The 25,704-nt window shown below is 63.9% G+C and carries 31 protein-coding genes; 26 read left to right on the top strand and 5 right to left on the bottom strand.

Going from position 1 to position 25,704, the window contains the following annotated elements:
* The first annotated feature begins 36 nt into the window (after positions 1 to 36).
* The 8 genes from ribH (at position 37) to ABC337_RS00560 (ending at position 7,204) form a co-directional block, all read left to right on the top strand.
* Positions 37 to 519 carry a 6,7-dimethyl-8-ribityllumazine synthase gene (ribH, locus tag ABC337_RS00595; RefSeq protein WP_412882782.1) on the top strand — a complete coding sequence of 161 codons (483 nt, stop codon included), beginning with the start codon at positions 37 to 39 and terminating at the stop codon, positions 517 to 519.
* Between the two features lie 81 nt (positions 520 to 600).
* Positions 601 to 864: a phosphoribosyl-ATP diphosphatase gene (locus tag ABC337_RS00590; RefSeq protein WP_290258065.1), complete on the top strand. Its 264-nt coding sequence runs from the start codon at positions 601 to 603 to the stop codon at positions 862 to 864.
* Between the two features lie 102 nt (positions 865 to 966).
* Entirely contained in the window at positions 967 to 1,809 is an 843-nt protein-coding gene (gene hisG / locus ABC337_RS00585) for an ATP phosphoribosyltransferase (RefSeq protein ID WP_412882783.1), read from the top strand.
* Positions 1,810 to 1,872: 63 nt separating this feature from the next.
* Positions 1,873 to 2,649: an imidazole glycerol phosphate synthase subunit HisF gene (gene hisF / locus ABC337_RS00580; protein ID WP_412882784.1), complete on the top strand. Its 777-nt coding sequence runs from the start codon at positions 1,873 to 1,875 to the stop codon at positions 2,647 to 2,649.
* Positions 2,650 to 4,392: 1,743 nt separating this feature from the next.
* Positions 4,393 to 4,635, top strand: coding sequence for a hypothetical protein (locus ABC337_RS00575; RefSeq protein ID WP_412882785.1), 243 nt, complete (start codon positions 4,393 to 4,395; stop codon positions 4,633 to 4,635).
* A gap of 632 nt (positions 4,636 to 5,267) precedes the next feature.
* Entirely contained in the window at positions 5,268 to 5,774 is a 507-nt protein-coding gene (locus tag ABC337_RS00570) for a hypothetical protein (RefSeq protein WP_412882786.1), read from the top strand.
* Between the two features lie 273 nt (positions 5,775 to 6,047).
* Positions 6,048 to 6,788 carry a helix-turn-helix transcriptional regulator gene (locus ABC337_RS00565; protein ID WP_412882787.1) on the top strand — a complete coding sequence of 247 codons (741 nt, stop codon included), beginning with the start codon at positions 6,048 to 6,050 and terminating at the stop codon, positions 6,786 to 6,788.
* 41 nt (positions 6,789 to 6,829) lie between these two features.
* On the top strand, positions 6,830 to 7,204 hold the full coding sequence (locus ABC337_RS00560) for a VOC family protein (protein ID WP_412882788.1): 375 nt from the start codon (positions 6,830 to 6,832) through the stop codon (positions 7,202 to 7,204).
* A 109-nt stretch (positions 7,205 to 7,313) separates the two neighbouring features.
* On the opposite strand, the gene ABC337_RS00555 is transcribed toward ABC337_RS00560, so the two are convergent.
* From ABC337_RS00555 to ABC337_RS00545, 3 genes are all read right to left on the bottom strand, one after another.
* Entirely contained in the window at positions 7,314 to 7,838 is a 525-nt protein-coding gene (locus ABC337_RS00555; protein ID WP_412893300.1) for a DUF2199 domain-containing protein, read from the bottom strand.
* 132 nt (positions 7,839 to 7,970) lie between these two features.
* A complete protein-coding gene (locus tag ABC337_RS00550; RefSeq protein WP_412893200.1) occupies positions 7,971 to 8,471 on the bottom strand; it encodes a DUF2199 domain-containing protein in 501 nt (166 codons plus the stop codon).
* A 196-nt stretch (positions 8,472 to 8,667) separates the two neighbouring features.
* Positions 8,668 to 9,087: an SMI1/KNR4 family protein gene (locus ABC337_RS00545; protein ID WP_412882791.1), complete on the bottom strand. Its 420-nt coding sequence runs from the start codon at positions 9,085 to 9,087 to the stop codon at positions 8,668 to 8,670.
* 528 nt (positions 9,088 to 9,615) lie between these two features.
* Here ABC337_RS00545 and ABC337_RS00540 point away from each other — a divergent pair.
* The 3 genes from ABC337_RS00540 (at position 9,616) to ABC337_RS00530 (ending at position 12,085) form a co-directional block, all read left to right on the top strand.
* Complete coding sequence (locus ABC337_RS00540) at positions 9,616 to 9,891, top strand: hypothetical protein (protein WP_412893199.1); 276 nt, start codon at positions 9,616 to 9,618, stop codon at positions 9,889 to 9,891.
* A 1,040-nt stretch (positions 9,892 to 10,931) separates the two neighbouring features.
* A complete protein-coding gene (locus ABC337_RS00535; protein WP_412882793.1) occupies positions 10,932 to 11,441 on the top strand; it encodes a matrixin family metalloprotease in 510 nt (169 codons plus the stop codon).
* Between the two features lie 341 nt (positions 11,442 to 11,782).
* Complete coding sequence (locus tag ABC337_RS00530) at positions 11,783 to 12,085, top strand: putative quinol monooxygenase (RefSeq protein WP_364137653.1); 303 nt, start codon at positions 11,783 to 11,785, stop codon at positions 12,083 to 12,085.
* Positions 12,086 to 12,128: 43 nt separating this feature from the next.
* Here ABC337_RS00530 and ABC337_RS00525 read toward each other — a convergent pair whose 3' ends face one another.
* Entirely contained in the window at positions 12,129 to 12,605 is a 477-nt protein-coding gene (locus ABC337_RS00525; RefSeq protein ID WP_412893198.1) for a hypothetical protein, read from the bottom strand.
* Positions 12,606 to 13,074: 469 nt separating this feature from the next.
* Between ABC337_RS00525 and ABC337_RS00520 the strand changes: the two genes are divergently transcribed.
* From ABC337_RS00520 to ABC337_RS00475, 10 genes are all read left to right on the top strand, one after another.
* Positions 13,075 to 13,527, top strand: a complete 453-nt coding sequence (locus ABC337_RS00520) for a VOC family protein (protein WP_364137649.1) — start codon at positions 13,075 to 13,077, stop codon at positions 13,525 to 13,527.
* Positions 13,528 to 13,810: 283 nt separating this feature from the next.
* Complete coding sequence (locus ABC337_RS00515; RefSeq protein WP_412882794.1) at positions 13,811 to 14,548, top strand: hypothetical protein; 738 nt, start codon at positions 13,811 to 13,813, stop codon at positions 14,546 to 14,548.
* Positions 14,549 to 14,681: 133 nt separating this feature from the next.
* Positions 14,682 to 14,903, top strand: coding sequence for a hypothetical protein (locus ABC337_RS00510; protein ID WP_412882795.1), 222 nt, complete (start codon positions 14,682 to 14,684; stop codon positions 14,901 to 14,903).
* A gap of 330 nt (positions 14,904 to 15,233) precedes the next feature.
* On the top strand, positions 15,234 to 16,202 hold the full coding sequence (locus ABC337_RS00505; RefSeq protein WP_412882796.1) for an NmrA family NAD(P)-binding protein: 969 nt from the start codon (positions 15,234 to 15,236) through the stop codon (positions 16,200 to 16,202).
* Between the two features lie 179 nt (positions 16,203 to 16,381).
* Positions 16,382 to 17,278, top strand: coding sequence for a diacylglycerol/lipid kinase family protein (locus tag ABC337_RS00500; protein WP_412882797.1), 897 nt, complete (start codon positions 16,382 to 16,384; stop codon positions 17,276 to 17,278).
* A gap of 406 nt (positions 17,279 to 17,684) precedes the next feature.
* The gene (locus ABC337_RS00495) at positions 17,685 to 18,125 is read left to right on the top strand and encodes a hypothetical protein (protein ID WP_290258052.1); all 441 of its coding nucleotides are present in this window, start codon (positions 17,685 to 17,687) and stop codon (positions 18,123 to 18,125) included.
* Positions 18,126 to 18,235: 110 nt separating this feature from the next.
* A complete protein-coding gene (locus ABC337_RS00490; protein WP_366173058.1) occupies positions 18,236 to 18,502 on the top strand; it encodes a hypothetical protein in 267 nt (88 codons plus the stop codon).
* A 134-nt stretch (positions 18,503 to 18,636) separates the two neighbouring features.
* Positions 18,637 to 19,146 (top strand): hypothetical protein, encoded by a 510-nt coding sequence (locus ABC337_RS00485; protein WP_412882798.1) that lies wholly within the window; start codon positions 18,637 to 18,639, stop codon positions 19,144 to 19,146.
* Positions 19,147 to 19,224: 78 nt separating this feature from the next.
* Positions 19,225 to 19,713 carry a hypothetical protein gene (locus ABC337_RS00480; protein ID WP_364137639.1) on the top strand — a complete coding sequence of 163 codons (489 nt, stop codon included), beginning with the start codon at positions 19,225 to 19,227 and terminating at the stop codon, positions 19,711 to 19,713.
* Between the two features lie 280 nt (positions 19,714 to 19,993).
* The gene (locus tag ABC337_RS00475) at positions 19,994 to 20,851 is read left to right on the top strand and encodes a response regulator (protein ID WP_412882799.1); all 858 of its coding nucleotides are present in this window, start codon (positions 19,994 to 19,996) and stop codon (positions 20,849 to 20,851) included.
* 48 nt (positions 20,852 to 20,899) lie between these two features.
* Here ABC337_RS00475 and ABC337_RS00470 read toward each other — a convergent pair whose 3' ends face one another.
* A complete protein-coding gene (locus tag ABC337_RS00470) occupies positions 20,900 to 21,544 on the bottom strand; it encodes a TIGR03085 family metal-binding protein (protein WP_364137635.1) in 645 nt (214 codons plus the stop codon).
* Positions 21,545 to 21,787: 243 nt separating this feature from the next.
* Between ABC337_RS00470 and hisI the strand changes: the two genes are divergently transcribed.
* From hisI to trpC, 5 genes are all read left to right on the top strand, one after another.
* Positions 21,788 to 22,183, top strand: a complete 396-nt coding sequence (gene hisI, locus ABC337_RS00465) for a phosphoribosyl-AMP cyclohydrolase (protein WP_364137633.1) — start codon at positions 21,788 to 21,790, stop codon at positions 22,181 to 22,183.
* A 107-nt stretch (positions 22,184 to 22,290) separates the two neighbouring features.
* Complete coding sequence (locus ABC337_RS00460; RefSeq protein WP_290258045.1) at positions 22,291 to 23,859, top strand: anthranilate synthase component I; 1,569 nt, start codon at positions 22,291 to 22,293, stop codon at positions 23,857 to 23,859.
* On the top strand, positions 23,856 to 24,470 hold the full coding sequence (locus tag ABC337_RS00455; protein ID WP_412882800.1) for a Trp biosynthesis-associated membrane protein: 615 nt from the start codon (positions 23,856 to 23,858) through the stop codon (positions 24,468 to 24,470). Before ABC337_RS00460 ends, ABC337_RS00455 begins: the two co-directional genes overlap by 4 nt.
* Positions 24,471 to 24,583: 113 nt before the next feature.
* The gene (locus ABC337_RS00450) at positions 24,584 to 24,871 is read left to right on the top strand and encodes an HGxxPAAW family protein (protein WP_290258043.1); all 288 of its coding nucleotides are present in this window, start codon (positions 24,584 to 24,586) and stop codon (positions 24,869 to 24,871) included.
* A gap of 2 nt (positions 24,872 to 24,873) precedes the next feature.
* The gene (gene trpC, locus ABC337_RS00445) at positions 24,874 to 25,689 is read left to right on the top strand and encodes an indole-3-glycerol phosphate synthase TrpC (RefSeq protein WP_412882801.1); all 816 of its coding nucleotides are present in this window, start codon (positions 24,874 to 24,876) and stop codon (positions 25,687 to 25,689) included.
* The last annotated feature ends 15 nt before the right edge of the window (positions 25,690 to 25,704 follow it).

Here is a 25,704-nt window from a genome sequence, read left to right as displayed (position 1 = left end):
CCACTTTTCCCACAGAACCAACAGCAAGGACACCCCATGAGCGGCCACGGCGCCCCCACGATCGACCTGACCACCCAGTCCGCGGAAACCGGCAACCTCAAGGTGGCCATCGTCGCCGCCAGTTGGCACACCACCATCATGGACGGTCTGCTCGACGGCGCCCTGCGCGCAGCCAAGGACGCCGGCATCGCAGAGCCCACCGTCCTGCGCGTGCCCGGCACCTTCGAGCTGCCCGTCGCCGCCGCCCGGCTGGCACCGCACTTTGACGCCGTCGTCGCCCTCGGCGTCGTCATCCGCGGCGGCACCCCGCACTTCGAATACGTCTGCGAGGCGGCCACCATGGGCCTGACCGAGGTCAGCGTCCGCACCGGCACTCCGGTGGGCTTCGGCGTGCTCACCTGCGACACGGAGCAGCAGGGCATCGACCGGGCCGGCCTGCCCGGCTCGAACGAGGACAAGGGCCACGAGGCGTTCACCGCCGCCGTCGCCTCCGCCGTCACGCTCAAGCAGTACAGCTAGGCTGTGGAATCCCTCACATCAGGGGAGTCATCAGGAGACCCGGCAGGCGGGGCTACGTCCCGAGCAAGTAGGCTGGAGGGTGTGAAGAATTTCGAGTCGCTGTTCGCAGAACTGAGTGAGAAGGCCGCCAGCCGCCCGGCAGGCTCCCGCACCGTCGCCGAACTTGAGTCCGGCGTCCACGGCATCGGCAAGAAGGTCGTGGAGGAAGCCGCCGAAGTCTGGATGGCCGCCGAGTACGAATCCGACGAGGCCGCAGCCGAGGAGATCTCCCAGCTGCTGTACCACCTGCAGGTCCTGATGCTCGCCAAGGGACTGACCCTGGAAGACGTCTACAAGCATCTCTAGCCACGAGGTTCCGCGTCCCCGGCCCACGCCGGCGGACGCGGAGCAGTCCGTGGCCCGCAGTGCCTGTTACCCCATGACGATCCACCCAGAAAGAAACCTCCCATGCTGAGAGTTGCCGTCCCGAACAAGGGATCCCTGTCCGAAGCCGCCTCCGCCATGCTCGCCGAGGCCGGCTACCGCCAGCGCCGCGACAGCCGCGAACTGGTCATGGTCGACCCGGACAACGACATCGAATTCTTCTTCCTCCGCCCGCGCGACATCGCCGTCTACGTCGGGCAGGGAACGCTCGACGTCGGCATCACCGGCCGCGACCTGCTGCTGGACGCCGAGGTCGACGCCGAAGAGCTGCTGCCGCTCGGTTTTGCGGCTAGTACGTTCCGCTTTGCCGGCCCGGTGGGCGACTTCAGCTCCATCGACCAGCTCGAGGACAAGCGGCTGGCCACCAGCTACGACGGGCTGCTCCGCGGATACCTGTCCGAGCGCGGCATCAACGCCAAGGTGGTCCGGCTTGACGGCGCGGTTGAATCCTCGGTCCGCCTGGGTGTGGCCGACGCGATCGCCGACGTCGTTGAGACCGGCACCACGCTTAAGGCCGCCGGCATGGAAATCTTCGGCGACCCGATCCTGAAGTCCGAGTCGGTGCTGATCGGTCGCAAGGGCGAGCAGAACCCCGCCGTCGAGATCCTCATCCGCCGGCTCCAGGGCGTGCTCGTGGCCCGCCAGTACGTGCTGATGGATTACGACATCCGCAACGAGCTCGTGGAGCAGGCCGCCGCCCTCACCCCGGGCCTGGAATCGCCCACGGTGTCGCCGCTGCGTGACTCCGACTGGGTTGCCGTGCGTTCGATGGTGCCGAAGAAGGACACCAACCGGATCATGGACGAGCTCTACGACCTCGGCGCCCGCGCGATCCTGGTCAGCAGCATCCACGCCTGCCGGATCTAGCCGCCCGCCGTCACACCAACTTTTCCGCAGCCCGCCAGCCGTGGGCCCAGGTCAGGAGCAGAAATGTCAGTCGCTGTACGCGTCATCCCGTGCCTGGACGTCGACGCCGGCCGTGTGGTCAAGGGCATCAACTTCGAGGGCCTGCGCGACGCCGGAGACCCGGTGGAGCTGGCGCACCGCTACGACAACGGCGGCGCTGACGAGCTGACGTTCCTCGATGTCACCGCGTCCTCGGGCAACCGGGAGACCACGTTCGACGTCGTCCGGCGCACCGCCGAGGAAGTCTTCATCCCGCTGACCGTCGGCGGCGGGGTCCGCGGCGTGGCCGAGGTGGACAAGCTGCTGCGCTTCGGCGCGGACAAGGCCGCGATCAACACCGCCGCCGTGGCCCGGCCGGACGTGATCGACGAGATCACCCGGCACTTCGGCTCGCAGGTGCTGGTGCTCTCGGTGGATGCACGCCGCACCCGGCCGGGGTCCAAGCCCACGCCCTCCGGCTTCGAGGTCACCACCCACGGCGGCCGCCAGGGTACCGGCATCGACGCGCTCGAGTGGGCGCGGGAAGCTGCGGACAGGGGAGTGGGGGAGATCCTGCTCAACTCGATCGACGCCGACGGCACCAAGGACGGCTTCGACCTTGAACTGATCCGGCTGGCCCGCGCCGCCGTCAAGGTCCCGCTGATCGCCTCCGGCGGCGCCGGGCGGCCCGAACACTTCCCGCCGGCCGTGGCCGCCGGGGCCGACGCCGTGCTGGCAGCCTCCGTCTTCCACTTCGGCCCGCTGGACATGATCGCCCAGGTCAAGACTGCAATCCGCGAGGCAGGGTTCGAGGTCCGTTAGGTCGGACCGCTCCTGCGTGGGGTCCGGGGAGTCCCGCAGACTTCCGTTCTAGGGGGTCGCGCCGATTGCGTCCGCCTCCAGGCCCCGCTGAGCGTGTCTCATAACTAACGTCGGATACTCCGATTTCTCCGCATGGTTTCGAGACATAGTTATGAGAATCGCTGGCGCTTGGGGACCGCCGCATTTCGGCGTGGTCACCTGAGAGGCGAATGAGGCGCCTCGTATCCCAAGGGCTTTGAGACGCCGCGGTGTGTAGCGTTTATGGCACCTTCACCGGGCAATTTTGTGGGCGGGGCATACGGGACACCTCAAACCGCGCTCCTGTATTGCAGCGCGTCCGAGACGGGTGTCGCAGTAGGGGACCGTCTTACGGGGACACTTGGCGGCTCAGCAGTTCGAGACAGCTATCGCAGGGTATGTCGGTCTTTCGTGTGAGATTGTGATCGTGATGGAGCGAGCAGTGAAGTTTGTACTCCACCTCCGGTGAAGAACAGGTGTAGATATCCGAGGTTTACGGCTAGGCTGGCCGCAATCTTTAGGATGGGATGCCGGAATCATGGAGCTACTCATTGGAAGCCTCGTTGCGGGAATCGCCGTCGTTATTGGTGTTCTCTTGATCGTAAAGCGCAGAGCGTTCAGCAAATTGATGGAAGACTCTCAACGATCAGCGTTTGGCAAGGCGGGCACCAAGTTGATGGGGCGGCCAGAGCCTGGGTACATGGTCGTTGTTGGGCTAGGTGCTGTCCTCATTGGAGTGGCGATAGTTATTATGCTGATAACCCGTTGAATTCGTATGTCGGTCGTTCAGCCGGGAGCGGTCCAACGTGGAACTCAAGGGGCTCGGCGGCATCGCGGGGCAGGGTGCGGCCTTCCTGCTGGGTCTTGTTCTCATGAATGCGTGGCGGGAAAGCAGGAAGCAAAGCAGTGACGACGGTCGATCTACTGGGTGATCGACGCGTCCGTTAGCCGATCCCATTCCGGGCGCCAAGGCTTCCGGAATGCAACCGGCTCACGGGCTCCCCTTTGAGGAGCATCCTGCGGCTGTGACTTGCGGCGGATGCTCGAGGGGGTAGGCTCGCGGCATGGCGCCCTCCCATATACCGCTGGCATGGTTCGACAATGGCATGATCCAAAAGCCCGCAGAACTGGGGAAAAGATGACCGCCGGACGATGGGGACTACTCGTCGTTGCAGTAGCGGTCCTGATCGTCTCCGTAGTTCTCGCTGTTCAGGGTTCCACGGGCCTTTGGTTCACCGCAACGGCAATGGGCATCCTGATCTTCGCGACCTTGCGTGCAGGACTCAAAGAAAAGCGGCGGTCCCCCGGAGAGTAATCGTTGAACTGTTCCAGGGGCCTTCTTACTGTCCGGAAGGGGATCGGCTAACGGGCAAGCTCTGATTCTTTCACCAAGGCCAGTGGCAGGATCGAATCAATCACGTGGGTACCGGAGGTCTGTGGGATGATCTGCTGGTCTGGGCGACGGGACAGGCCGTGGAGGGTATCCCGCGGGCGGATATCCGCGGAGTTAGGGCGGCGGAAGGCTTTGCTACACAACGCCGATTTTCATGTCCGGCCCATACGGCTCGATCTGACGGTCATATTCTCCGAAACCAACCGAAAAATCTAACCTCATACCCGTCGAACAGCCACGGCCGCCGAGGATAGAGTCGTATTGTGGCTACGCCTTCGCAAGATCCTCGACCCGAGATCCTTGTCGACGTCGATTACGGGTACACCTGGCCGATGTCCACCATATTTTGGGCGCTAGAAGATGTGCCTGATTGGAAGAGTGAACTTCCAGAGGCTCTGTACGAAGATCTTGAGGCCTGGGCAAAATTCTTCAACGAACATGCCAATGAAGAGACAGGGATGTTTGGGAGTGAACAACGCCGCAAACACTTTGACCTGGAAGGGGTTCGCCTCCGAGATGAACTCGAAAAAGTTCTCGGAGATAGATTTCGCTTCCGTCTCCGACTTTGGTTCTAGATAACGGTCAAATGATGCAGCCCTTTGCGCACTGGGGACTGCTCCGGCTTTAGGTGACTCCTAGGCGCCGGATGACTTGAGGTGTCCCAGTGAGGGATCCCCCCCAACGGACGGGCTGATGGCTGGTTTGTGCACCGTCGCGCGCCCACACGCGGATCCCCAAGCGGGCACCGCAGCATCCAGAGGCACGGGCAGTCCTGGTTCCCTTCGGCGGAGTGCGCTGCCGGGACTTTCACTTATAGGGTCTGAATCATTGCCGGTGTGCTTGCCCACCATTGACTTTCGGGACCGGCTGCGGTGGCGGAAGCACCACGATGAACAGGGTGGCAAAGGCCGACGAAGACGGAAATAAGAAACCATGCGATCCTGCTTCGGTATTTCTGTTCAGCCAACCCAGCGTTGATCAACGCGATGGCGAACCAGGCTGCGCCTCCAGTCGAATAGTCATTCATAGGGCTACTCAACCACAGCCGAATCTCTGTGCTTCGAAAAATCCCGGCTCATAGGTACCCAACAAAGTGCCCGGTAAGCGATCCCTCACCGGGACATCTCGAGCAGATGAGCTCGTCGGACGCAGAACTTCGGAGGTTGGCCGTCGTGATTAGACGCCTGAGCGCAGTTAGGGTGACTGCATGAAGGTACTCACACATGCTCCTGCTGATCTCGTCATCGGAACGAGCGATGGTGTCGACGTGCGCTTTGCCGGAGCCCAGTTGGAAGACACGCCGGGCGACGTCGGTGGTCCCAATGCACGAAGGATCGGTATCCACTTGTTTCTCAGTGGTGTGCGCGGTGAAGAGACGATGTCTCGGGACGTCCTGTTTGAACGGGACCGCTATGAGTGGGCGGAACGGCGCAAGGCTGCGGGAGCGGATGCAACCGAGAACGCTCCGGCGATGCCTGGTGTCGCTGTCTTTGAGCGGCTGACCACCGTCGTGTCGGATGATCTCGGGACCGAATACCAGTGGTCAGGAGGCCAGGTAGCGGGCGGTGGCACGGAATGGGAAGCCCATTGGATCTACACCCCGGCTCCACCCGCGGAGGCCCGGACGCTTCGTTTTGAGTTCAGCATCGATGGGCAGCCAACCGGACGGTACTGCGAGCTCAAGCTCTCGGAGTCCGACGCCGCTGGCCTTTGAAGGTCACTTTGCACGACGGAGGATCTTCTTGCGGACTCCGGAACCGGCTGTCAGGGCTGACCGAGCTGTCTCATAACCTCGGTGCCTCAAAACCCTAGAGTTATGAGACAGCCGGCAGCGTAGCGGTTAGGGCACCTTCACCGTGCGGGTAAACGAGCGAACAGAGGCACGCGACGACGTCGAGCGAGGAATTCACTCTGGCTGCTGGCTAGGGGACCGGCGTACGGACGCTGCAACGGAGTTTCAGCGTCGTGGGGATTGTAGGATCGAGACGTGACTCGCACGGACCGGCTCTATGCCCTCGTTGAGGAGTTGCGTGCCGTGGCACCACGCCCCAGGAGTGCCCGTTGGCTTGCCGAGAAATTTGGCGTCAGCACACGCACCATGGAGCGGGACTTGTCGGCGCTGCAACAAGGTGGCGTCCCTATTTGGGCGGAACCCGGGCGTTCCGGTGGCTACTGCCTTGATAGGGCGCATACCCTGGCGCCGCTCGGGTTCACCGTTGACGAAGCTCTCGCGGTGACGATCGCGCTCGGGATGCTGGCGGCGTCTCCGTTCGGAGACGCCGCGAGTTCCGCGCAGCGGAAAGTCGCTGCAGTCATGGAAGATCGAAATCTTAGTGAGACTGCGGGACTTGCTGCGCGCATCCATCTCCTGGACGAGGAGACCAGGGCAGTGGTGCCTGACCAATTCGCAACGGCGCTTCGATCCGGGCAGGTTCTTCGCATCGCCTACGTCGACCGCAACACCGTCACTACTTCACGCGAAGTCGAACCGATGGGCTACGTCGGGAAGGGCCGCGACTGGTACCTGGTTGCCTGGTGCCGCCTCCGAGACGGCGTTCGTGCGTTCCGTGGCGATCGCATCAGCATGGCTGAACCGACCGGCGAAAAGCCGCCGCAACGCCCACTGAAACCAGAGGACCTCGGCATTGTCCATGGGGTTCTCCGCGAGATCACCCCCGGCGGAGAAATTGCTAAACACCGACACTACGGTGTCGGGACATCACTTTAGGCTGGACGGGTTAAGGCAAGACCCTACAGACTGGAGAACCCATGGAATTCGCATCAATCCGCATTATCACCCACGACGTAGAGCGGCTCACCCGTTTCTATGAGATAGTCACGGGCACGACCGCTCTAAGGCCGGCTCCCGTTTTCTCAGAGATCCGCACCGGCACGTGTGTTGTCGCGATCGGGGGCACAGCGACCGTGAGTATGCTTGGCGACCAGGCTCCGAAGCCGGCTAGCAATGACAGCCTCGTCATCGAGTTCCTCGTCCCGGACGTGGACGCTGATTTTGCTCGACTTCGCGAGTCGCTGGAGAGCATCGTGCTCGAGCCGACCACCATGCCGTGGGGCAACAGGTCGACGCTGTTCCGCGATCCTGATGGCAACCTTGTCAACCTGTTCTCGCGCCCCGCCAATTGACCTTTAAAGGATCCCCTTACCGGTCAACTGTCGGGTTGGTGCGTGCTGTAAGTTCATTGACTGCGTTGCTGATTTGGGTGAGCTCCTCGCTGGCTTACCGGCGTGAGACCTAGCCCAGTACCGCTTTGTTGATTTCGGCCAGCCGATGCAACGAGATTCCGGAAGCTTGTTCTCTGACCAGAGGGTGGTCGACGGACGGGTCGAGCTCAATGTAGGGAACCACTCCTGGCACCCTATTGTGCACGTGCGTCGCGATTGAGGTCGTAGGCGTCTCGTAGGGCAACTCGTTGCATAGCCAGCCGACCACCGGGAGCATGGAGGCTCGCGCAGGATCATCCCAGTGGTCAGCAATCATCTGGATGCTTTCCTCACTCAGGGAGACCCAAGCAGACCAGCTGAAGACGTCACCGGGGGAATCAATGAGAGGGATCTCAATGTGTCCCCTAAGGAAATAATGCCGTTCTCCTCCGACTTCAAGCACGCACATGTCGCCGCTCAATTCGCCCGCTTTCCGTTCGTTTGCGCTGGCCTGCAGCCAAACGTCCGGAGCTTGGGCTCCGAAAACCGTAGCGAGCCCTTGATGCTGCTCTCCGCACGTCCCACAGTGCCATTCGTTGCCGCTCCGGCTACTCAATTCTTCCCCCAATATTTCGTGATCACTTTTAGCTCCTCGAAGCCTACCTACGAAGCAGGCCCGTTCCTCGGGTTCGTTGGAGGATCCTCAACCAGGACGAGATAGGCCAGACCTGAAAGGCTGGATGAGGAGTCAGGCCGGCAGGGAAGTCAGGATGTCATGCGGCCATTCTCTTTCAAGCACGTCGTTCAGCTCGTCGTTAGGGCTGCTTACACAGTAGGGTGTGTGGTCCGGGTTTAAAACGGCGAGATTCACGGGGACCTTGTAGAGGCCCCATGGCTGGATCCGGTTGGCTAGATAGCCAGTAAGTCGAAGGTCACTGTATTCAGGAGCGTTCCAGACTTTGCAGGCCCTCTGAAGGTCGTTGGGGTGAATGGCAATCCATACCCCGAACCGGAACTCGTGGCCGCCCTGCAGCTTAATCGGCAGCAACGCGCGGACAAACGGGCTAAGGTTCGGGATTTGCATCAGCGTTGCTTTGGCCGGCTCTGCGTCGCTCAGCCAGCTGCCCTCAGCCCGATGTTGCTCAGGACTGCTCAGGACAGGCTCCGGTAGCCTGAATCGAACGTCCCTGTCGTGTGCCGCCAGACTCTGCCCGCATACCTGGCACGAGCTCTTTTTGCCGAAAACCATTGATCCCCCCAATTCCTGTACTCCACGGCGAGTGTACTCGGAACTCAGGACTAGCTTGTTAGCCTGTCCGGGCCAGAAGTTCCGTTCGAGCCAAGAAGCCCACCCGGACGCACTGGGCACCATGTTGGAGATCGCCGGCAGACAACTCGATCTGTCGGAAACGGAGCTCCGCGTCGTTTGCCGGAGGTAGAGGTGTTTAGACCGTGAGCGCCCCGGTCATCCAGTCCTCGAGATACTGGAGTACAGAGCTCGAGACCCATCGCCGGCTGTCATCCTCGTGATTCCAGACGTAGACCTCGTGATTGCCGCTCAACGATAGGGCGAACTGGTCGCCGTTGCCGGCGTCGGCGAAGAAGACCAGTCCATGGAATGGCATATAGAGCTGGAGGAATTCGGCGCTGTTCCTGAAGCGGTCGTTATCTTCTGCGATCCGTTCGGCGCTCCACAGCAGACCCAGACCGTAGTCACCCTGGATGCCATTGGTCTCTTCCAGGAGCTGGCGAAGGTGATGGGGGAGTCGGTGCCCCAGTCGGGCTTCGCACGCGCTCAGAGCCCCCGGCGACGGTGGGGCGTTGAACGTGGCGTTGCCCCAGCGCCGGATTTCGTTCGCGATCATGGCACCATCTTGACGGATGCGGAAGCCGAAAGCGGTCAAACGCGAGAAGGTGTTCGCCTACCCGGTCACCCCGGGCATGCGGAATTCCGCCAACCAAGAACGACTTTAAACTGAATCTCACAGCGCGGAGGTGATGACTCAAATCATCCCCGATGATGTCCTGCCGCTCTTTCACGATGGAAATCATTGTCGAGTCACCAGCCGCCAAAGACCGTGCAAATAAGGACGCCCTTCGCGCGCACTCTAAGAACTTTTTAGAAGAGGTGAGGCATTTGCTTGACGGACAGCAGCTAGGCCACGACATGACCGCGACCCTAAGTGCAACATGATCTACTCCCCGCGTCTTGACCCGTGCACAAAGCTAGGTAGGCTCGGCCTTCAGTGATCGCTCCAGGCGACTCGGCCCGGCGGACCCGGAGAGAGCCGTTGTTCTACATTCAGAAGCAGGTGACCCTGAGTCTTCGGCCACCTCCATAACCTTGGTGGGCAGTTGTGCAATATATTCTCGTTCTGCAGTGGCCAGCCGACTTGGAGGCAGACTACGACGCCCTCATCGCCATGGAGGACGCGCTGGAGGGTGCGCTCCCCGCTGCCCATGGCTTCGTGGATGGGCATGACTTCGGTGCAGGCGAGATGAACATCTTCGTCCACACCGACGAGCCCCTCGAAGCGTTCGGGGACGCGTTGTCGTCCCTTGGGTCTCACCCAAGATGGGAAGAAGTACGAGCGGCGTACAGGCCGACAGAAGGTGATCACTACATTCTCGTGTGGCCGGAAATGCTTAAGGACTTCTCGGTGTCGTGATGCACCGAACCTTGCTCACGTTCTCGGCAACGCGCAGACTGACTCTTGCACGGGCTGCCACGTTAAAGCGCTGTTGGTGTCGGCATTAATTGTGGCGGCGATCATCGTCGGAGTGACGGTGACGCTCTTAGTTCGGTGGACAGGCATCTGGGCCGGAAGGACGACGGCGGCGAAGGCATTCTCTCGTCTTAACAGGGCACAATTCGTAACGACCTTTGCGGGCTTCGCCGCGAGAACTTCCGCTTTCGCTTCAGGTATTGTTCACTACAGATATGCCGCCCAAAGCGGTCAATAAACGGGGGAAATATGAGACCAACGAAAATGGGATCCGGCTGCTCTTCATATGCGATGGAGCGCACAATCTGTGACGACAGAGCGGACGAAGGTACCGTCACCGTACTTGCTTTGACCGTGCAGTGAGGGCTAGCGAAGGCCCGGGAAGGCCACCATCAACGCGCCGGGTGCCTTCAGAGGAAGTTCACGAGACGACGCCGGCAGAGGTTGTGCCTGCGGCTACACCTGCCCGGCCGCGCCCTGCCTACGGTGAGATACGTGAAGAACCAAGCGCGGAGCTTGGTCAGCAATCCAGTCGACCTCACCCCTTGAAGAAACGATTCGACGCCCGGCTTGTCTGGGCACTTACCGCGGCCGGGTTGGTCATCGCCCTGCAGGCCTACCAGGCAGGGGACTTGTCTGGTGGGTGGCCAGCGGCCCGTCGCCCGGAGGGCCAAGTTTTAGCATTGCCAGTAGGTCCGGCTCCGACGCCCGAAGCACCATCTGCTACTGCTCCCGTCAGCGAAGCAGCAGTGCCGACAACGACCGCTTCAGCCAAGCCAAATAGCCGTTACAGGACCGCACCCACACCCGGAAGGGAATCCCAGCCCACGCCACTCGGAACCCCGGCACCGGTCCCAACGAGAAGTGACTCCTATGCATTCCTCGGCATTCCTGAACTGAAACAGGACATTGTCACTTACGACCCTTGCCGACCCATCCACTACGTCACGAGGGCAGCGAACTCCCCGGCAGGCGGCCAGGAGATGATTAACCAAGGGTTCGACGATCTCTCGCGCATCACTGGACTTCAATTCATCAACGACGGCGAAACTCTCGAAGCCCCTTCAGAGCAGCGGCCCATATACCAGCCGGACAGCTACGGCGACCGCTGGGCGCCCGTTCTACTCGCATGGTCCAACTCTGAGGAGTCACCTAGGCTCTCGCGTGAGCAAAGCGGTGAGCGATTCACGGAGGCGCTCGGCTATGCCGGCAGCGGCGCCGTCTTACCCAGCTCTAGAGATCGCTACGTATACGTCACGGGTCAAGTCGTCCTCAACACCCAAGCTCTTGCCGAAGCGTCCGCCGTCGAAGGCCCCGCACTTACACCGTCAGTCATCGCACACGAACTCGCTCACCTTGTCGGCTTGGACCACGTCAATGACCCGACCCAGTTGATGTACCCCGAATCAAGCTACCAACGGCCCACCTACGCCGATGGGGACCTCACAGGCTTAGCAGCCCTCGGCCGCGGCACCTGCTCACCAGGTCTCTAACCGGCTGTTGCTGCTGGACTTAGTGAGGTTGTGGAGGGCCTGGAGTGGAAGGGTACGTGGGCGAAATTCCAAGACAAGATCCTCGAGCCCGCGAGTGAGGCTGGAGCTTCTTACTGTGAGCCTCTCGGTGTGACGCAGCCGGACGGCTCTTCGTACCTCGCCTATCTTCGAGAGCGCGCACATTCATCGGACAACAGGCCGGACCCGACACCCTAAGGGCACGTCTAGCGATCGGCCAACGGCGGGGATTTCGGAGCCGGTGGGACGCAAGGTGGAGCGGGGTGAATCATCCTCCGAAGACATGCGCCGTGAATCGTGCACTGTCCTACTACTGTGGGGCCATGACATTTGCGAATGTGGGAACGCTTGGCACAGTCTCTGGTAAGCGCAACGAACTGGTGCGTCATTTGACGCGGCGCAGCGAGACCCTTCGGCAGGTCGGCTGCCTTGCCTACGAGGTGGGAGTCAACGAGGATGACCCGGACACCGTGTTTGTCGTGGAGCTGTGGGAAAACGAGGAGGCGCATCGGTCGTCCCTCACATTGCCGGAGGTTCAGGCGTCTATCGCCCTCGCACGCCCGCTACTGTCCGGCGCATTTGGAGGGTTCCGATTCGAGGTTGTCGGGTCACCGCTCCGTGACTGAGCCACGACAGCAGCGTCGGCGCCAACAACGGCTCTTGCCGCTGCTAGGCAGAAGCGGCGGCCCCGACGCCATCGTTGGGTCCATGCTCGATGAGCGGGCCCAAGACGTCTCCGATCCGGGTACCCTTCTCGGTTGTTGCGCCCATGACCATCACTCCAAACTCGAAGCCCGAGTACCGCCTCCGCTTAAATGGGCCGGCCTTCGGCTCAGCATGCCCGCCGGGCCCGACCGCCGATATGAAGACGTCACGGGCCTCGTCACCACTGGCGACGAAGGTCACCCGACGGTGGAATGTCTCCGAGTCGAAACGGGCGCGTAGCTCGATGACAAACTCGCCACCCACCTTCACATCAGGATGCAGGATGCGCAGTTCGCCCAAGACGACTTCTCCTGAAGGCTCCAGGGTCCCGTCAGCCTGGCGGACCAAAATCGTGGCGCTACCTTCCCGGACCCTGCCATCTTTCGCCCAGGAGACGTCGTCGCGCGGATAACACCCCACAGTCACTTCGTCCGCTTTCACAACATGCGCCCTTTCCTGGTCCATTGGGCACAACCTTACGGTGAGGCGAATGGGATTCCGCCGGCATGTGGCTGGCGCCTTCACCAAAATCGCATAAACAGTCAGTGCGCCGTAACGCCGTTGGATTAGGGCGGCGGATACTTCCGCGGTTACGACCCGCTGCGGCCCGGGATTATCGGCGGTGGCCCGTATTATCCAGGCCGACAAAATGTGAATTGCCCAGGGTCTGGCCGCGGTGAAAGTCGCGAAGCGCCCGTTCCGAATCCGGGCCCGATACCGCTGGCGGCCGTAGCGACTTTCTTGAGACATCGCGCCAAATAGATGCAACGATAATGACCAGAGCGGCAATGCCTAAAAGAATCCATTCCATGACTTCCCCCTAGGTCATCAGTCTAGCCCGGGGCCTGCGGGCCGCCTTGAATCAGGGCTTTCCCACATGCGCAGCACGTCGGTGGGTAGCATGCGGAGGATGACGATCAAACTGGAGAACGTTGGGATTGCCGTCCGCGACATCGAGGCGGCGATCGCCTTCTTTGTTGACTTGGGCCTCGAACTTGTCGGCCGGGACACCATTGCGGGGGAGTGGGCGGACACCGCCGTCGGCCTCGACGGTAACCACGCCAAAATCGCCGTCCTGACGACGCCGGACGGGCACGGGCAGATCGAGCTCTTCGAATACCTCCACCCCGACGCCATCGAGACAGGCCCCACCCTGCCCAACGAGATTGGCATGCACCGCGTTGCGTTCTCCGTGGACGACATCGACGCGGCGCTGGACATAGCGTCCCGGCACGGCTGCTATCCGCTTCGCGGGGTGGCAACGTACCGGGACATCTACAAGCTCACGTACCTCCGCGGTCCGAGCGGCATTTTGGTCATGGTGGCCGAGGACCTGACGAAGAACAGAGGGCCGGCTGAGTAGCGTCCCTACTTGCGTCGGGCGGCCAAAAAAACAAGTAGTGCACTCTCTGTTGCCTCGCCGTCGCTTTGGATAGTTTGGGCGCCATCGCGCCAGCGAGCGGCGCGCGAGGGGGACGCGCTGCACCTGCCGTTGAGTCTGCGGGGCCCGGACCCGCGTGCTGCTTACCTGCGTTGAGCTAGACGCCGCACGGTCCGGCTCCTATCGGGGCACCGCATCCGGGTGGTGCCGGAGCGCGCCCCCCCCGGATCGGGAGGCGGACCGGTGATCCGAGAAGGGACGCCTCATGCAGCGAACATCCACCACGGCGGCGATCATCACGGCCGCCTTGCTTTCCCTCACCGGCTGCGGAACGGGGTCCGGCACCGGAGGAGGTACCGCGACGGCGGAGGCTACGCCGGCGGCGGCCCAGCCATCCTCGTCCACACCGACCCCCGTGAAGACCTTCAGCAACGCAGACCTCAGCGGCTTGCTCTCCACGCTCAGGGATGACCAGGGCCAGCCCCTGACCGTCGTTCCGGCCGCGCAGATCGATCAAGGCATTCTCAGGGCCAAAGAGCTGCTCAAGACCGCAGTGGTGAGCCCCGAAACCTGCAAACCTCTCGTCGACAGCAACGCAAATGTCCCGGACGGCAGTACCTACGCCGGAGGCACGTCCATCTCCGCGGCCGACAAAACGACGATCGCGGTGACGGTCATCGCACTGAAGGACACCAAAACCATGACCCAACAGCTTGCTGCCTCACAGGCTGCGGCCGCTCCGTGCAAGTCGTTCACCATCGAGGTGGGCGGCCAGAAAATAACCACTGAGACCACGCCCGTTGACGCCAAGTCCGACGGCGACGCGTCCTTTGCGGCGCTCACCACCCAGCACCTTGCCACCGGACAAGCCCAGACCGCACTGACCGTCACCGGCGTCAAGGGCAATCTCGCCGTCACTGCGGTGAAGGCGGGGCCGGCGGTGACTCAAACGGCGTCGGCCGAGCTCATCAAGCTGATCAACACGGTCCTCGCCCACGACTGACGCGATGGTTGGTTCAGGGTCCCGCAGCGGACCCTGGACCAACGGCCGGCCTACGGGCCACCATGTTGGGTCTCGCGGCGCTGCTCGATCTCTGTGGCTATCCATCCGCCACACCGGGGCGGAGAATGACAGGATGAACACCATCGAGTGGTGGACAAATTTGGACGCCGATGCACGGGCATGGTTGATCGAACACAACGGCGAGGCTATCGCCGCTGATGTCGTGATCAAGATCGCGGCCGCCGGCGGCGACGTTGCATCGAACGCCTGGTGGATCGGGGAACGGAATTCCGAAGGAATTTTTCTCTCCGACGAAGCCGTCGATTGGATCGAGGGAACCGCCAACGGCGAATGAACCGGAGCGTGCCAGAGGGAAGATTCACTGGCCCCGAAAGTCGTGATGGACCAGGCGGGTCGGTGATGACTGGAGGGCAGCACAGAGGGGAACCGCCCGGCCTCCGCGCGTAGGATCGGGTGATGAGCTGCCAGAAGGAATCCCCAGCCACGCAGGTCAAGAGAACCGGAATCATGCGGTGAATCCAGTGGATAGCCTGCTTTGATGTACTCGCAGGGCGGTCTTGGGGCCAGTCGGGGCCAGCCGCCCTCCGTGGCCCAGCTCGCGGTCTATCCGGTGGGACAAGCGATTCCCTTGGGCGTGACGCCCGGCCTGTTGATACCTCAGGGCATGTTTTTACGCATTGAACGCCCCGCCACACGAACAGAGAAGAGCAACCTCATGACCACTGTCCTCGTTGCCGGAGCCACCGGTGATCTCGGCCATCGGATCGTCCGCGAGCTGCTCGCCGCCGACGCCGAAGTCCTTGTTCGTGTTTTGACCCGCCCAGGCGGCGGCGCCGCTCAGGCGCAATACGGCGGGCGTGACCGCGTTGAGGTTCGGGCGGCGGCCTATGCGGACCACCTCGGCCTCGTCGACGCCCTCCGCGGCGCCGACGTCGTCGTGTCTGCCGTCAGCGGCGCGCGCTCCGTCATCGTCGACGTCCAGCAGGCGCTGCTGGCAGCGGCCGTTGAGGTCGGTGTGGCACGCTTCATCCCGTCCGACTACTCCGCTGACTATCGCCGGGTAACCCCTGGCAGCAACCGCAACTTCGAGCTGCGCCGGGAGTTCGCCGCCGCCGTCGATGCCACTCCGCTCCGCGCCACGTCCGTGCTCAACGGGGCCTTCGCGGACATGCTGACCGGTCAGGCTCCGATGATCCTGTTCAGGAGGCACAAGGTCCTCTACTGGTCCTCGTCGGACCAGCTGCTCGACTTCACAACCAAAGACGACGTCGCCCGCACCGTCGCTCGCGTGGCACTGGACGGCGCCGCGCCACGCGTCGTCGAGGTGGCCGGGAGCCGGGTGACAGCCCGGGATATCGCGCGGATTATGTCCGAGCTCACCGGCGCCGCGTTCAGCACCCAGTGGGCGGGCACCACGGGATTGCTGTCCGGCATGGCCCGGATCGGACGTCGCATATCAAGGGACGAGGACGCGACGTTCCCTGCCTGGCAGGGTATGCAATATTTCGTGAGCATGTTCAGTGGCGAGGGCCAGCTGCATCACGTGAACAACGACCGCTACGGGCCGCAGGCGTGGACCAGCGTCCGTGACGTCCTTGAGGCGCACGTGAAGGACGGTGCGACCAGGGGCTGACGACGGCGACGCCGCCTCGGCTTGGCCCGCGGGAACGAGAAGGCGAGCTTGCGGTACTCGGCGGGGAGCATCACCCGCAGAAGTGTCATGATGGTCTGAAAGCCGGTGGGGCCGAGCTGCACGGCGCCCATGGGACAGGGGTGTGACTGTTTCGGTAACAGCGGCGTGGAAGGGCAGCCATGATTGATGAGCGGGTAGCCGCCGAGCGCTTTGACCGGATTGTCCTGATCTTCAATCCCGGCAAGCCCGGGATGGGTGCCAAGATCGATGAGGTGCGGCGAAGCCTGGCTGACGGATTGCCGGGTCTGCCGGTTGAGTCGATGCCATCGGAGTTCGCCGGGCATGCCCGGGAGCTGGCGCGGTCCGCGGCCGCCAGGGGTGCGCCCCTTATTGTTTCCATCAGCGGCGACGGCGGGTACCACGAGGTCGTCAACGGGGTCATGGATGTACGCGACAGCAGGGCTGTGTGTACCGTCGTCGCGGCCGGCAACGCCAATGATCATCACCGCAGCATGCCCGCGCGTTCGTTGCCTGCTGCCGTGCGTGAAGGCCGGATCCGCCACATCGACTTGTTGCGCATCCGATTCAGCGGGGAACACGGCGAGCAGACGCAGTACGCCCATTCGTATATAGGCTTCGGACTCACACCCTTGATGGCGATCGGCATCGAGAAGGGCCGCAAGGGAAAAATCCTCGAACTCATATCCGTGGCCCGCACCCTTTCGGCGTTGAGTCCGTTTGAGCTCATTCGGGGAGACGGAGCCACTGCGCGCTTTGACAGCCTGATCCTTGCCAACATTTCCCGGATGGCCAAGTACGGAACGGTCAGCGAAATGGGCACTCCGGACGACGGCATGTTCGAGGTGGTGACGCTGCCACATGCCGGGCGGTGGAAGATGGCGTTGATGACGCTGCGGGCTGTGACGCTGGGCCTCGGCCACCAGCCAAGCGTGAGCAGTTACGCCTTCACCACGAGGGACGCCGTTCCGTGCCAGATCGACGGCGAGGTCCTTCACCTTCCGGCGGCAACGCACGTGCTGGTGGAGAGCGCCAAGGGGGCCTTGGCAGTCGTGTGACTCCTGAGGCCTTGCCCCAGTCGCTGGATGGTGGACCGCCGGGCGATCCGAACCCACCGCTCGACCATTGATGTGTCAGTTTCCACCTATCTCAGCGGACGAGGGCGTACAGTCAGAGTATCGGGACGGCCTGACTGGACATCCGGTATTCCGACTATTTGAAACCAGCTCCGCGCCCGCCGCCGGCACCATGCGGCTGCGACATCCGGTCACTGCAACCTCGTGGTGATGAGCTGGGATGACGAGGGCGGCCCCACCGTTCTGCCGCGTGCAGGCCGGACTCTTGCGGCCCTGCCCTCCCTACCGATAGGCCCGGTTTCGGGTTCGTCGACCTCCAGCCGCCGTTGATCCGCCCGTTTTCCGGCGTTGTCGACTGCGCATCTCCAAGAAATGTTGGCGCTATGCCATGACCACCACCCCAGTACAGCCCGTCCAAACCGTGGGGAGACTCGCCCTCAGCGGGGTTCTCGCCTCCGCCCTGCCTCACGACCTCGGCACGGCGAAGGCCGCGTCTCGATACATTGTCCCTGTCGTCTTCTCCCGTAGGCCCCAGCCCCGGGAACTGGACCTGCTTCATGATCAGAGCGTCACCCGGCGCTTGGCGGAAGAGGGCTACAGCGACGTCGAGCTGCGAGTCTCTGACCGCCGCCTCCTCATTACCAACACCAATCTGCAGGACCTTAAGTCAGGTCTTGCGCACCTGGTTGGCACGATCCTGCGCGAGATCTCAGTGCAAGCCGACGCGGAACGCGCGCATAGATCAGAAGAACTGGATACTTTGGGGCTTCTCGAAGAGCAGCGAATCGAAGCAGTCCGCCGGTCCGCGGCCGACATCAGCTTCGACTAATACTCCCAGGCGCACTGGCGCGAATTCTGCGCCGCGGGTTGCTTTCTCGGCACGTAGTTGGGGGCCGAGAAAGCATCGTCCTGGAACGACCCGCAACGGAAAAGGAAACAATGACTTCCATGCATCTTGAGGAACACTGGCACCGCCTGTCTCCGGCCAGCAAGCAGTGGTTTATCGACAACCCTGGTTGTGTAGTTCTACCCCGGACCATCTCGGCCGAAATCAATGCCGAATCCGGAGAGAACGCCGATTCTGATAGACACGGCGAAACGGTCCTGTCGCAGGAAAATATCGATTTCATCCGATCCAAAACACACCCGGAAGAACCTTCCATGGCGCAGCCGCCCTATCGGTTCTTCGACTCCGTGCAGCCCTGAACTGCTGCCGGCGGCCACCCAGGATTGAGGCCGGCCGGTTCCCTCGTGCCCGAATCATGTGGGCCCGCTCAAGAAGCAAACAAACAGATCCGCACGTTGCTGAGAAGACGGCTCGGCGGGGGATAGTTGGAGGTGTGGCAATTCACGACTCCCGGAGTTTTTACACGCGGGGTGATTCCATTAGCGTCGGTGCTTCACGGGAACACATCGAACGTTCCCTGCTGAACTTTGGGGCAACCGAGATTATTTTCAGCCAACGTGGCCATCTGAACGCTATTTCGTTCAGGGCCTGCGGAAGGCAATTCCGGATGGTGCTTCCGCTGGTGCCGGCAAAGGCGCACGCTACTGCTCCGGATGGAGTCTCCGAGGTCCCCGGCCGGGACGCTTCCGCACGAGTGCTCGAACTCGATGCCCGTCGCTTCTGGCACGCCTTAGCCCTGTCGACGGATGCCAAACTCGCGGCAGCGACAGCGGGCGTTGCAACGCTGGAGTCCGAATTTCTGGCCCATGTGGTGCTCCCCGGGAACCATACGGTGATGGATGAGCTTGGACCCGTCATAGCCTCGGCCTACAGGTCCGGGCAGCGACCCACGATCGGCACTGCGTGTCCTCCGACCGCGGCCAAGGCGAACACCATGACGTGAATCACCGGATTTCCCTGATTCCTATCGGACCGTTCCCGAGGGTTTAGAGTCGAGGCACAACTAATGGGGGGAGTCTCGGTGCAGCAGCTGACTGGTCAGAACAGGCCGAATACAACGCCGGCGCCGGAACGTGGGCCGGCAATTGCTGTTGTCACCGCTGTGGCGGGTTCGCTGCTGCTCATTCTCTTGACGGGCTATCTCACGATGCAGCTTGTGATGTCCGGGATGAGCGCATTCATGACCTTTGATTCCCGCGCCGTTGGGATCTCAGCCGGCTGGTTGCCATACGTGTGGCGGCTGAGTCTGATTCTCCTCGCCCTCGCAGCGGTGATGGTGCACCGCAATATCCTCCGGGGCACAGCCGGCCGGATCGTAGCGCTGGCAACCCTGGCTGCTGTTGCGTTCATCGGCACTACGATGACGACTGGACAGCACCCCGCCGGGGAGCAGCAGTCCCTGATCCTGGTGATCGCTGCAGAAGGTGCCAAATCACCGCTAATCCTGGCTCTCATTGGAGTAGGTGTTGCCGACCTGGTTGCCCGCCGCCAACCGACGCGTGCGCAGTAACCTGCCGCGGCACCTGACAATTGACAGCTAGGGAAGCGTCCTTTGCGCGGTCATGCGACGGCGGGAATCCGCGGCGGCCTGCTCTCGGGACGTTGGGCACTGTCTCGTGGGCTCGGTGGGGTCTAGGGTTTGGACCCTCTTGGTCGGCGTCGTGGGGGCGGTGCGCGGTTCCCGGGAGGGCCTGCTAGCCCCGGGCGGGAAACTACCCGCGTTGTCCTAAGCGGGCCCAGTGATTCATGGACGGCGCCTTTGGAGGCAAAGGCGACAGATCGGAACAGCAATGATGGCTGACCCGGAATTCCCTCTGCCCGTTGCCGCTCCTGGCGGCGGAGTGTACCTGTTAGACGACCACGAAATTGTGCGGCGTGGCGCGCGCTATTTGGTGGAGTCTGCCGGATTGGTCGTTGTGGGCGAGTCCGGGTCGGCGCGTGAGGCGTCCCGCCGGATTCCTGCCCTGCGCCCGGCCTTGGCCATTCTCGATGATGATCTTCCGGACGGCTCGGGAGCGGAAGTATGCCGTGCCGTCACCACGGCCGACCCATCTATCCGGTGCATCCTCATGACAGCCAGCGACGACGAATCGGTGCTCATCCGCTCAATCCTCGCGGATGCCTGGGGTTGCCTTTCGAAGCTGGATGACAGCGGTGAGCAGCTCAGGCTGATTTCCCGCGTCCTCTCCGGCCACGCCGCGTACAGCCGCAGGTTTTACCCGGCCCTCATGGGACCGGCCCGGGATGTGCATCCAGGGGTTGACGAGATGAGGCTACGGGACCTGTCGAAGCGCGAATCAACAGTTGCCCTCGGCATCGCCACCGGGCTCAGCAATCGGCAGATTGGTCAGGAGATGTTCATCGCGGAGAAGACGGTAAAGAACATGGTCTCCTCGATATTGAGCAAGCTTGGCATGGCCCGAAGAACCGAGGTGGCCGTCATGGTAGCCGGGACGCTCAACCGTTCACGTGCCGTCGCTGCCGACGGCGCGGACTACCGGTCCTGCGCTTTCCCCGACCTGGTCTCCGATGTCACGGCCGCACTGCGGGAATGCGTCAGCGAGGATCCTTCACAATCCGAGGCCACAGGGGGGCGGACCGCAGCTGCTGCCAGGCTCGCCCGGACGCTGGCCGCCACCAAGCCTTGAGCTGTCCCAGCTCATGGCTTCCCTGCAGTCGTGCCCGCGGGCAGTCGCCTAGAGCCCGACTTCGGCGGACTGCAGGAGGGCGACGGCGTCGGGCTGGCCCTCGAAGGTGACCAGCGCGTGCCGGGTGCGGCCGTGGGCATGCATCAGCAGTTCGCCGGGCTCGCCGACGATCGCCACGGAGACGGGGGCCCGCTTGGCGACGTGCCGGGGTCCGGACGGGCTGACCAGCACGATGCCCAGGTCGACGCCGCGGTAGAGGATGGCGGCGCGCTTGATCAGGTCATCCCACAGCGCATCCGAATAGCCCTCGTCCAGCGCCCGCGGGGCCCAGCGGTCCACAGCCCGGCGCACGTCCTCTGTGTGGACGAAATATTCGGTCAGGTTGGAGCTCTCATCCAGCGCCTTGATCCGCATGGGGGACAGGGCGGGCGGACCGGCGCGGAAGGTGTTGACCAGCGTCGCGTACGCCTCAGGGCTCTTCAGGGTCTCCGCGAGTTCCGCCGTCGCCTCATCCGAGGTCTTCCTCAGGCTCTTGATCAGCAGGCCCAGTCCAACGCGCGCCTTACGCTCGCGCAGGTACAGGTGCGCGGCAAGATCACGCGTCTGCCAGCCCTTGCAGAGCGTGGGGGAGTCGGGGCCGGCCGCAAGCAGGGTTTCGGCCAGGACTTCTCGGGACGGGTCGACGAAATGCATCACTTGTGAAACTAGCACGAGACGCCCCTCCCTGCGCACAGGAAACGGCCGTCATTTCGCAACCCGTGGCCGTAACCCGTGGTGCGGGTGATGAAGGAGATAGGGCGACGACGGCGGGCCAAGCCCGGCGGGTGCCCCGGTGCACGGCGTCGAGGTCGCCCGGAGGTGGTTCGGTGGCGCCGAAGACTTCGCACTGGGACCCGGCGGGTGGCGTGTCCCGCGCAGGCACTAGACTTGGGGGTGATGTCTGAGCAGCCCGCCCCCGCCCCCGCCGCGCCTTCCGGCCCCCTCCCCGAGGACCTCGCACGGTCCCTTAAGCGGGACGCCGCCGGACTGGTCGCCGCGATCATCCAGCAGTTCGATACCGGCGAGGTGTTGATGCTCGGCTGGATGGATGACGAGGCGCTGCATCGGACCATGACCACCGGCCGGGTGACCTTCTACTCCCGGTCCCGCCAGGAATACTGGCGCAAGGGCGATACCTCCGGCCACGTCCAGTGGGTCAAGTCGCTGGCGCTGGATTGCGACGGCGACGCCCTGCTGGTCCGCGTGGACCAGGTGGGCGCAGCCTGCCACACCGGCACCCGAACCTGCTTCGACGGACGCGACCTCGACGCCGTCGTCGGCCACGCCGGCTGACCCGTCCGGCACCATCCGGCGCAGCCGGCGCCGCCGCAGCCGGGAACTACCGCAGCCGAACCAACCCGCACACCTTAGACCTACAGAACAGGTGGAAGTACGCAGCCATGCAGGACCTCGGAATCATCAGCCCCAGCCTGGAGGAGTTCCGCGAGCTCGCGGCCGGCAACCGCGTCATCCCGGTCCGCCTCAAAGTGCTGGCCGACGCCGAAACACCTATCGGCCTCTACCGCAAACTCGCCCAGGGCCAGCCGGGAACGTTCCTGCTCGAATCCGCTGCCGTGGGCGGATCCTGGTCCCGGTACTCCTTCATCGGTGCCCGTTCGCGCGCCACGCTGACCACCAAGGACGGCCAGGCGCACTGGCTCGGCGAACCGCCGGTGGGCGTCCCCCTGTCCGGCAGCCCCGTGGACGCGGTCCGGGACACCGTCCGCGCCCTGCACACCGAACGCTTCGAGGGCCTGCCGCCCTTCACCTCGGGCCTGGTCGGCTTCCTCGGCTGGGAATCCGTGCGCCACTGGGAAAAGCTCACCAGCCCGCCCGAGGATGACCTGCAGCTGCCCGAGATGGCGCTGAACCTGGTCACCGACATGGCCGTGCACGACAACATGGACGGCACCGTCCTGCTGATCGCCAACGCGATCAACTTCGACAACAGCTCCGAACGCGTGGACGAGGCCTGGCACGACGCCGTCGCCCGGGTCAAGGAACTGCTCGCCAAGGTCAGCACCCCCACCGCGCAGCCCGTCTCGGTGCTGGAATCCGCCGCCCTGGACTTCGCCTCCAGCGTCCAGGAGCGCTGGGACGAGAACCAGTACCTCGCCGCCCTGGACCGCGGCAAGGAGGCGATCGTTGACGGGGAGGTCTTCCAGGTGGTGATCTCCCGCCGCTTCGAGATGGAGTGCGGCGCGGACCCGCTGGACGTCTACCGCGTGCTGCGCAACACCAACCCCAGCCCCTACATGTACCTGTTCAGCCTCGCCGACGCCGACGGCCGCGAATACTCGATCGTCGGCTCCTCGCCCGAGGCGCTCGTGACGGTTACCGGCGACGAGGTCATCACCCACCCGATCGCCGGATCCCGCCCGCGCGGCAAGACCGTGGAAGCGGACAAGGCCCTGGCCGAGGAACTGCTCGCCGATGAGAAGGAACGCGCCGAGCACCTGATGCTGGTGGACCTCTCCCGCAACGACCTTTCCAAGGTCTGCGTCGCCGGCACCGTGGACGTCACCCAGTTCATGGAAGTGGAGCGGTTCAGCCACATCATGCACCTGGTCTCCACCGTCGTCGGCCGGCTCGCCCCCGACGCCACCGCCTATGACGTCCTGAAGGCCACCTTCCCGGCCGGAACGCTCTCCGGCGCCCCCAAGCCGCGCGCCCTTCGCCTCCTCGACGAGCTGGAACCCCACCGCCGCGGCATCTACGGCGGCGTGGTGGGCTACCTTGACTTCGCCGGCGACATGGACATGGCCATCGCCATCCGTTCCGCCCTGCTGCGCGACGGACGCGCCTACGTCCAGGCCGGCGGCGGCATCGTGGCGGACTCGGTCAACGCCGCGGAAGCCCAGGAAACCATTAACAAGGCCGCGGCCCCCATGCGCGCGGTCCACACGGCCCAGTCGCTGCACACCATCACCCCGGACAGCCTCCCGGGTGCCGAGGGGAGCCGGGCATGAGCGGCACCGTCAAGAGCACCAGCCCGGTGGTTCCCCGCTGGGCCCGCAAGTCCAGCCTGGTCCTGTTGATCGTGGTGCTGGCCCTTGCGGTCTTCGGCGCCACCACCCAGACCTGGCTCACCGTCCGGCTGGACGCCGGGCAACTGGGCCAGGCGGTGGCCAACCGTGACGGCCTCCAGGTGCAGGGGAGCAAGGCCGCGACGGCGGTCACGGCGCTGGCCCTCGTGGCCCTCGCCGGCGGACTTGCCGCAGCCATCGCCGGCAAGGTGGCCCGCTGGGTCATCACGGTCATCATCCTGCTCGCCGCCGTCGGAATCGTCACCGCCGCCGGCACCGTGCTGGCTGACCCGCTGGCCGCCGCCCAAGGTTCCATTGCCGCCGCCACCGGCATCAGCGGCAGCAACGTCTCGGTGGCCGCCACGGTCTTCCCCGTCCTGGCCGTTGTCGCCGGGGCGCTCCTGGGCCTGTCCGCGCTGCTGATCGTCCCGGCCGGCCGGCACTGGAAGAGCCGGACGAAATATGACGCCGCCGCCGTCAAGGCCGGCACCGGGGGTCCCGCCGACGAAATCGACAGCTGGGACCGGCTCACCCGCGGCGACGACCCGACGTAGGCAGCGCCCCGCGCGGCCCGGCTCACGTGCCGACCGGCCCTCCCGCGTCCCCGGCCGTTGTCACGGCCAAAAAATGGCAGAATGTAAGCAGTATTGATCCTGAGGAGATTTCCATGAGCAAAGCCCCCATGTCTGCACCGAAGCCCGCCGCCGGCACCGGCATCTACGACGACGTCGACCACAGCGAGCCCACCGGCCACGGCAACAGCCCCGCCGCCTGGACCACCGTGATCATCATGCTGGTGGGCGCACTCATCGCATCGATCGCCTTCGTGATCGCCAACACCCCGATCTTCGTCGCCGGCGCGGTCATCATGCTGGTGGGCCTGGTGGTTGGCTTCGCCATGCGCAAGGCCGGCTACGGCGTGGGCGGCAGCAAGCTGAAGAACTCCGGCCACTAGGAGTGAGTGTTCTCGACGACATCAATGCCGGTGTCCGGGAGGATATGGAGGCCCGCCAGCGGCTGGTTTCGCTCGCCGAGCTGAAGGACCGCGTGGCGGCCGTCGCTTCGGCCCGCGATGCCTGGGCCGCCCTGGGCGGGGACTCCGCCAGGGACCAGCTGAAGGTGATCGCCGAGATCAAGCGCAGCAGCCCCTCCAAAGGGGCGCTGGCCACCATCGGCGATCCGGCCTCGCTCGCGCGGCAGTACGCCGACGGCGGCGCGGCCGTCATCAGCGTCCTGACCGAGCAGCGCCGCTTCCACGGTTCCCTCGCGGACCTGGACACGGTCCGCGCCGCGGTGGACGTCCCGCTGTTGCGCAAGGACTTCATGATCGATGAGTACCAGTTCTGGGAAGCCCGCGCCCACGGCGCGGACCTGGTCCTGTTGATCGTCGCCTCTCTCTCCGACGCCCAGCTCCGTGATTATGCGGCGCTGAGCCACGAGCTGGGGATGAACGTCCTGGTCGAGACCCACACCCCGGAGGAAGTCGAACGGGCCGCGGCCGCGGGCGCCAGGATCATCGGCGTCAACGTCCGCAACCTCAAGACGCTCAACGTCGACCGCTCCGTCTTCGCCGACCTCGTCGCCGCCATCCCCGCCGGCGCGCTCGTCGTCGGCGAATCCGGTGTGCGCGACGTCGACGACGTCCGGCACTACGCGGCGCACGGCGCCAACGCCGTCCTCGTCGGCGAAGCCCTGGTCAAGAACGCGACCCCGCAGGAGCGGATCGCCGAATTCATGGCCGCGGGCGCCGAGGAAATCGCAGCACGGTCCTGACGCCGGGAAGGCGCC

The sequence above is a fragment of the Arthrobacter phoenicis genome (assembly GCF_047238215.1).
In the GTDB taxonomy this organism is placed as follows: Bacteria; Actinomycetota; Actinomycetes; order Actinomycetales; family Micrococcaceae; genus Arthrobacter.
The sequence above is the reverse complement of the archived record's forward strand: the minus strand, read 5'-3'. Positions and strand labels throughout refer to the sequence as shown.

What these genes read in the sequence shown, in the direction of transcription:
- ABC337_RS00530 (WP_364137653.1), top strand. Translation starts at nt 11,783, where the DNA reads ATGACATTTGCGAATGTGGGAACGCTTGGCACAGTCTCTGGTAAGCGC.
- ABC337_RS00470 (WP_364137635.1), bottom strand. Translation starts at nt 21,544, where the DNA reads ATGCATTTCGTCGACCCGTCCCGAGAAGTCCTGGCCGAAACCCTGCTT.
- hisF (WP_412882784.1), top strand. Translation starts at nt 1,873, where the DNA reads ATGTCAGTCGCTGTACGCGTCATCCCGTGCCTGGACGTCGACGCCGGC.
- ABC337_RS00455 (WP_412882800.1), top strand. Translation starts at nt 23,856, where the DNA reads ATGAGCGGCACCGTCAAGAGCACCAGCCCGGTGGTTCCCCGCTGGGCC.
- ABC337_RS00450 (WP_290258043.1), top strand. Translation starts at nt 24,584, where the DNA reads ATGAGCAAAGCCCCCATGTCTGCACCGAAGCCCGCCGCCGGCACCGGC.
- ABC337_RS00490 (WP_366173058.1), top strand. Translation starts at nt 18,236, where the DNA reads ATGACTTCCATGCATCTTGAGGAACACTGGCACCGCCTGTCTCCGGCC.
- ABC337_RS00510 (WP_412882795.1), top strand. Translation starts at nt 14,682, where the DNA reads ATGAACACCATCGAGTGGTGGACAAATTTGGACGCCGATGCACGGGCA.
- ABC337_RS00550 (WP_412893200.1), bottom strand. Translation starts at nt 8,471, where the DNA reads ATGGTTTTCGGCAAAAAGAGCTCGTGCCAGGTATGCGGGCAGAGTCTG.
- ABC337_RS00505 (WP_412882796.1), top strand. Translation starts at nt 15,234, where the DNA reads ATGTTTTTACGCATTGAACGCCCCGCCACACGAACAGAGAAGAGCAAC.
- ABC337_RS00545 (WP_412882791.1), bottom strand. Translation starts at nt 9,087, where the DNA reads ATGATCGCGAACGAAATCCGGCGCTGGGGCAACGCCACGTTCAACGCC.
- ABC337_RS00515 (WP_412882794.1), top strand. Translation starts at nt 13,811, where the DNA reads ATGCAGCGAACATCCACCACGGCGGCGATCATCACGGCCGCCTTGCTT.
- ABC337_RS00575 (WP_412882785.1), top strand. Translation starts at nt 4,393, where the DNA reads ATGTCCACCATATTTTGGGCGCTAGAAGATGTGCCTGATTGGAAGAGT.
- ABC337_RS00570 (WP_412882786.1), top strand. Translation starts at nt 5,268, where the DNA reads ATGAAGGTACTCACACATGCTCCTGCTGATCTCGTCATCGGAACGAGC.
- ABC337_RS00495 (WP_290258052.1), top strand. Translation starts at nt 17,685, where the DNA reads ATGACCACCACCCCAGTACAGCCCGTCCAAACCGTGGGGAGACTCGCC.
- hisI (WP_364137633.1), top strand. Translation starts at nt 21,788, where the DNA reads ATGTCTGAGCAGCCCGCCCCCGCCCCCGCCGCGCCTTCCGGCCCCCTC.
- ABC337_RS00535 (WP_412882793.1), top strand. Translation starts at nt 10,932, where the DNA reads ATGATTAACCAAGGGTTCGACGATCTCTCGCGCATCACTGGACTTCAA.
- ABC337_RS00460 (WP_290258045.1), top strand. Translation starts at nt 22,291, where the DNA reads ATGCAGGACCTCGGAATCATCAGCCCCAGCCTGGAGGAGTTCCGCGAG.
- hisG (WP_412882783.1), top strand. Translation starts at nt 967, where the DNA reads ATGCTGAGAGTTGCCGTCCCGAACAAGGGATCCCTGTCCGAAGCCGCC.
- ABC337_RS00520 (WP_364137649.1), top strand. Translation starts at nt 13,075, where the DNA reads ATGACGATCAAACTGGAGAACGTTGGGATTGCCGTCCGCGACATCGAG.
- ABC337_RS00560 (WP_412882788.1), top strand. Translation starts at nt 6,830, where the DNA reads ATGGAATTCGCATCAATCCGCATTATCACCCACGACGTAGAGCGGCTC.
- ABC337_RS00500 (WP_412882797.1), top strand. Translation starts at nt 16,382, where the DNA reads ATGATTGATGAGCGGGTAGCCGCCGAGCGCTTTGACCGGATTGTCCTG.
- ribH (WP_412882782.1), top strand. Translation starts at nt 37, where the DNA reads ATGAGCGGCCACGGCGCCCCCACGATCGACCTGACCACCCAGTCCGCG.
- ABC337_RS00475 (WP_412882799.1), top strand. Translation starts at nt 19,994, where the DNA reads ATGATGGCTGACCCGGAATTCCCTCTGCCCGTTGCCGCTCCTGGCGGC.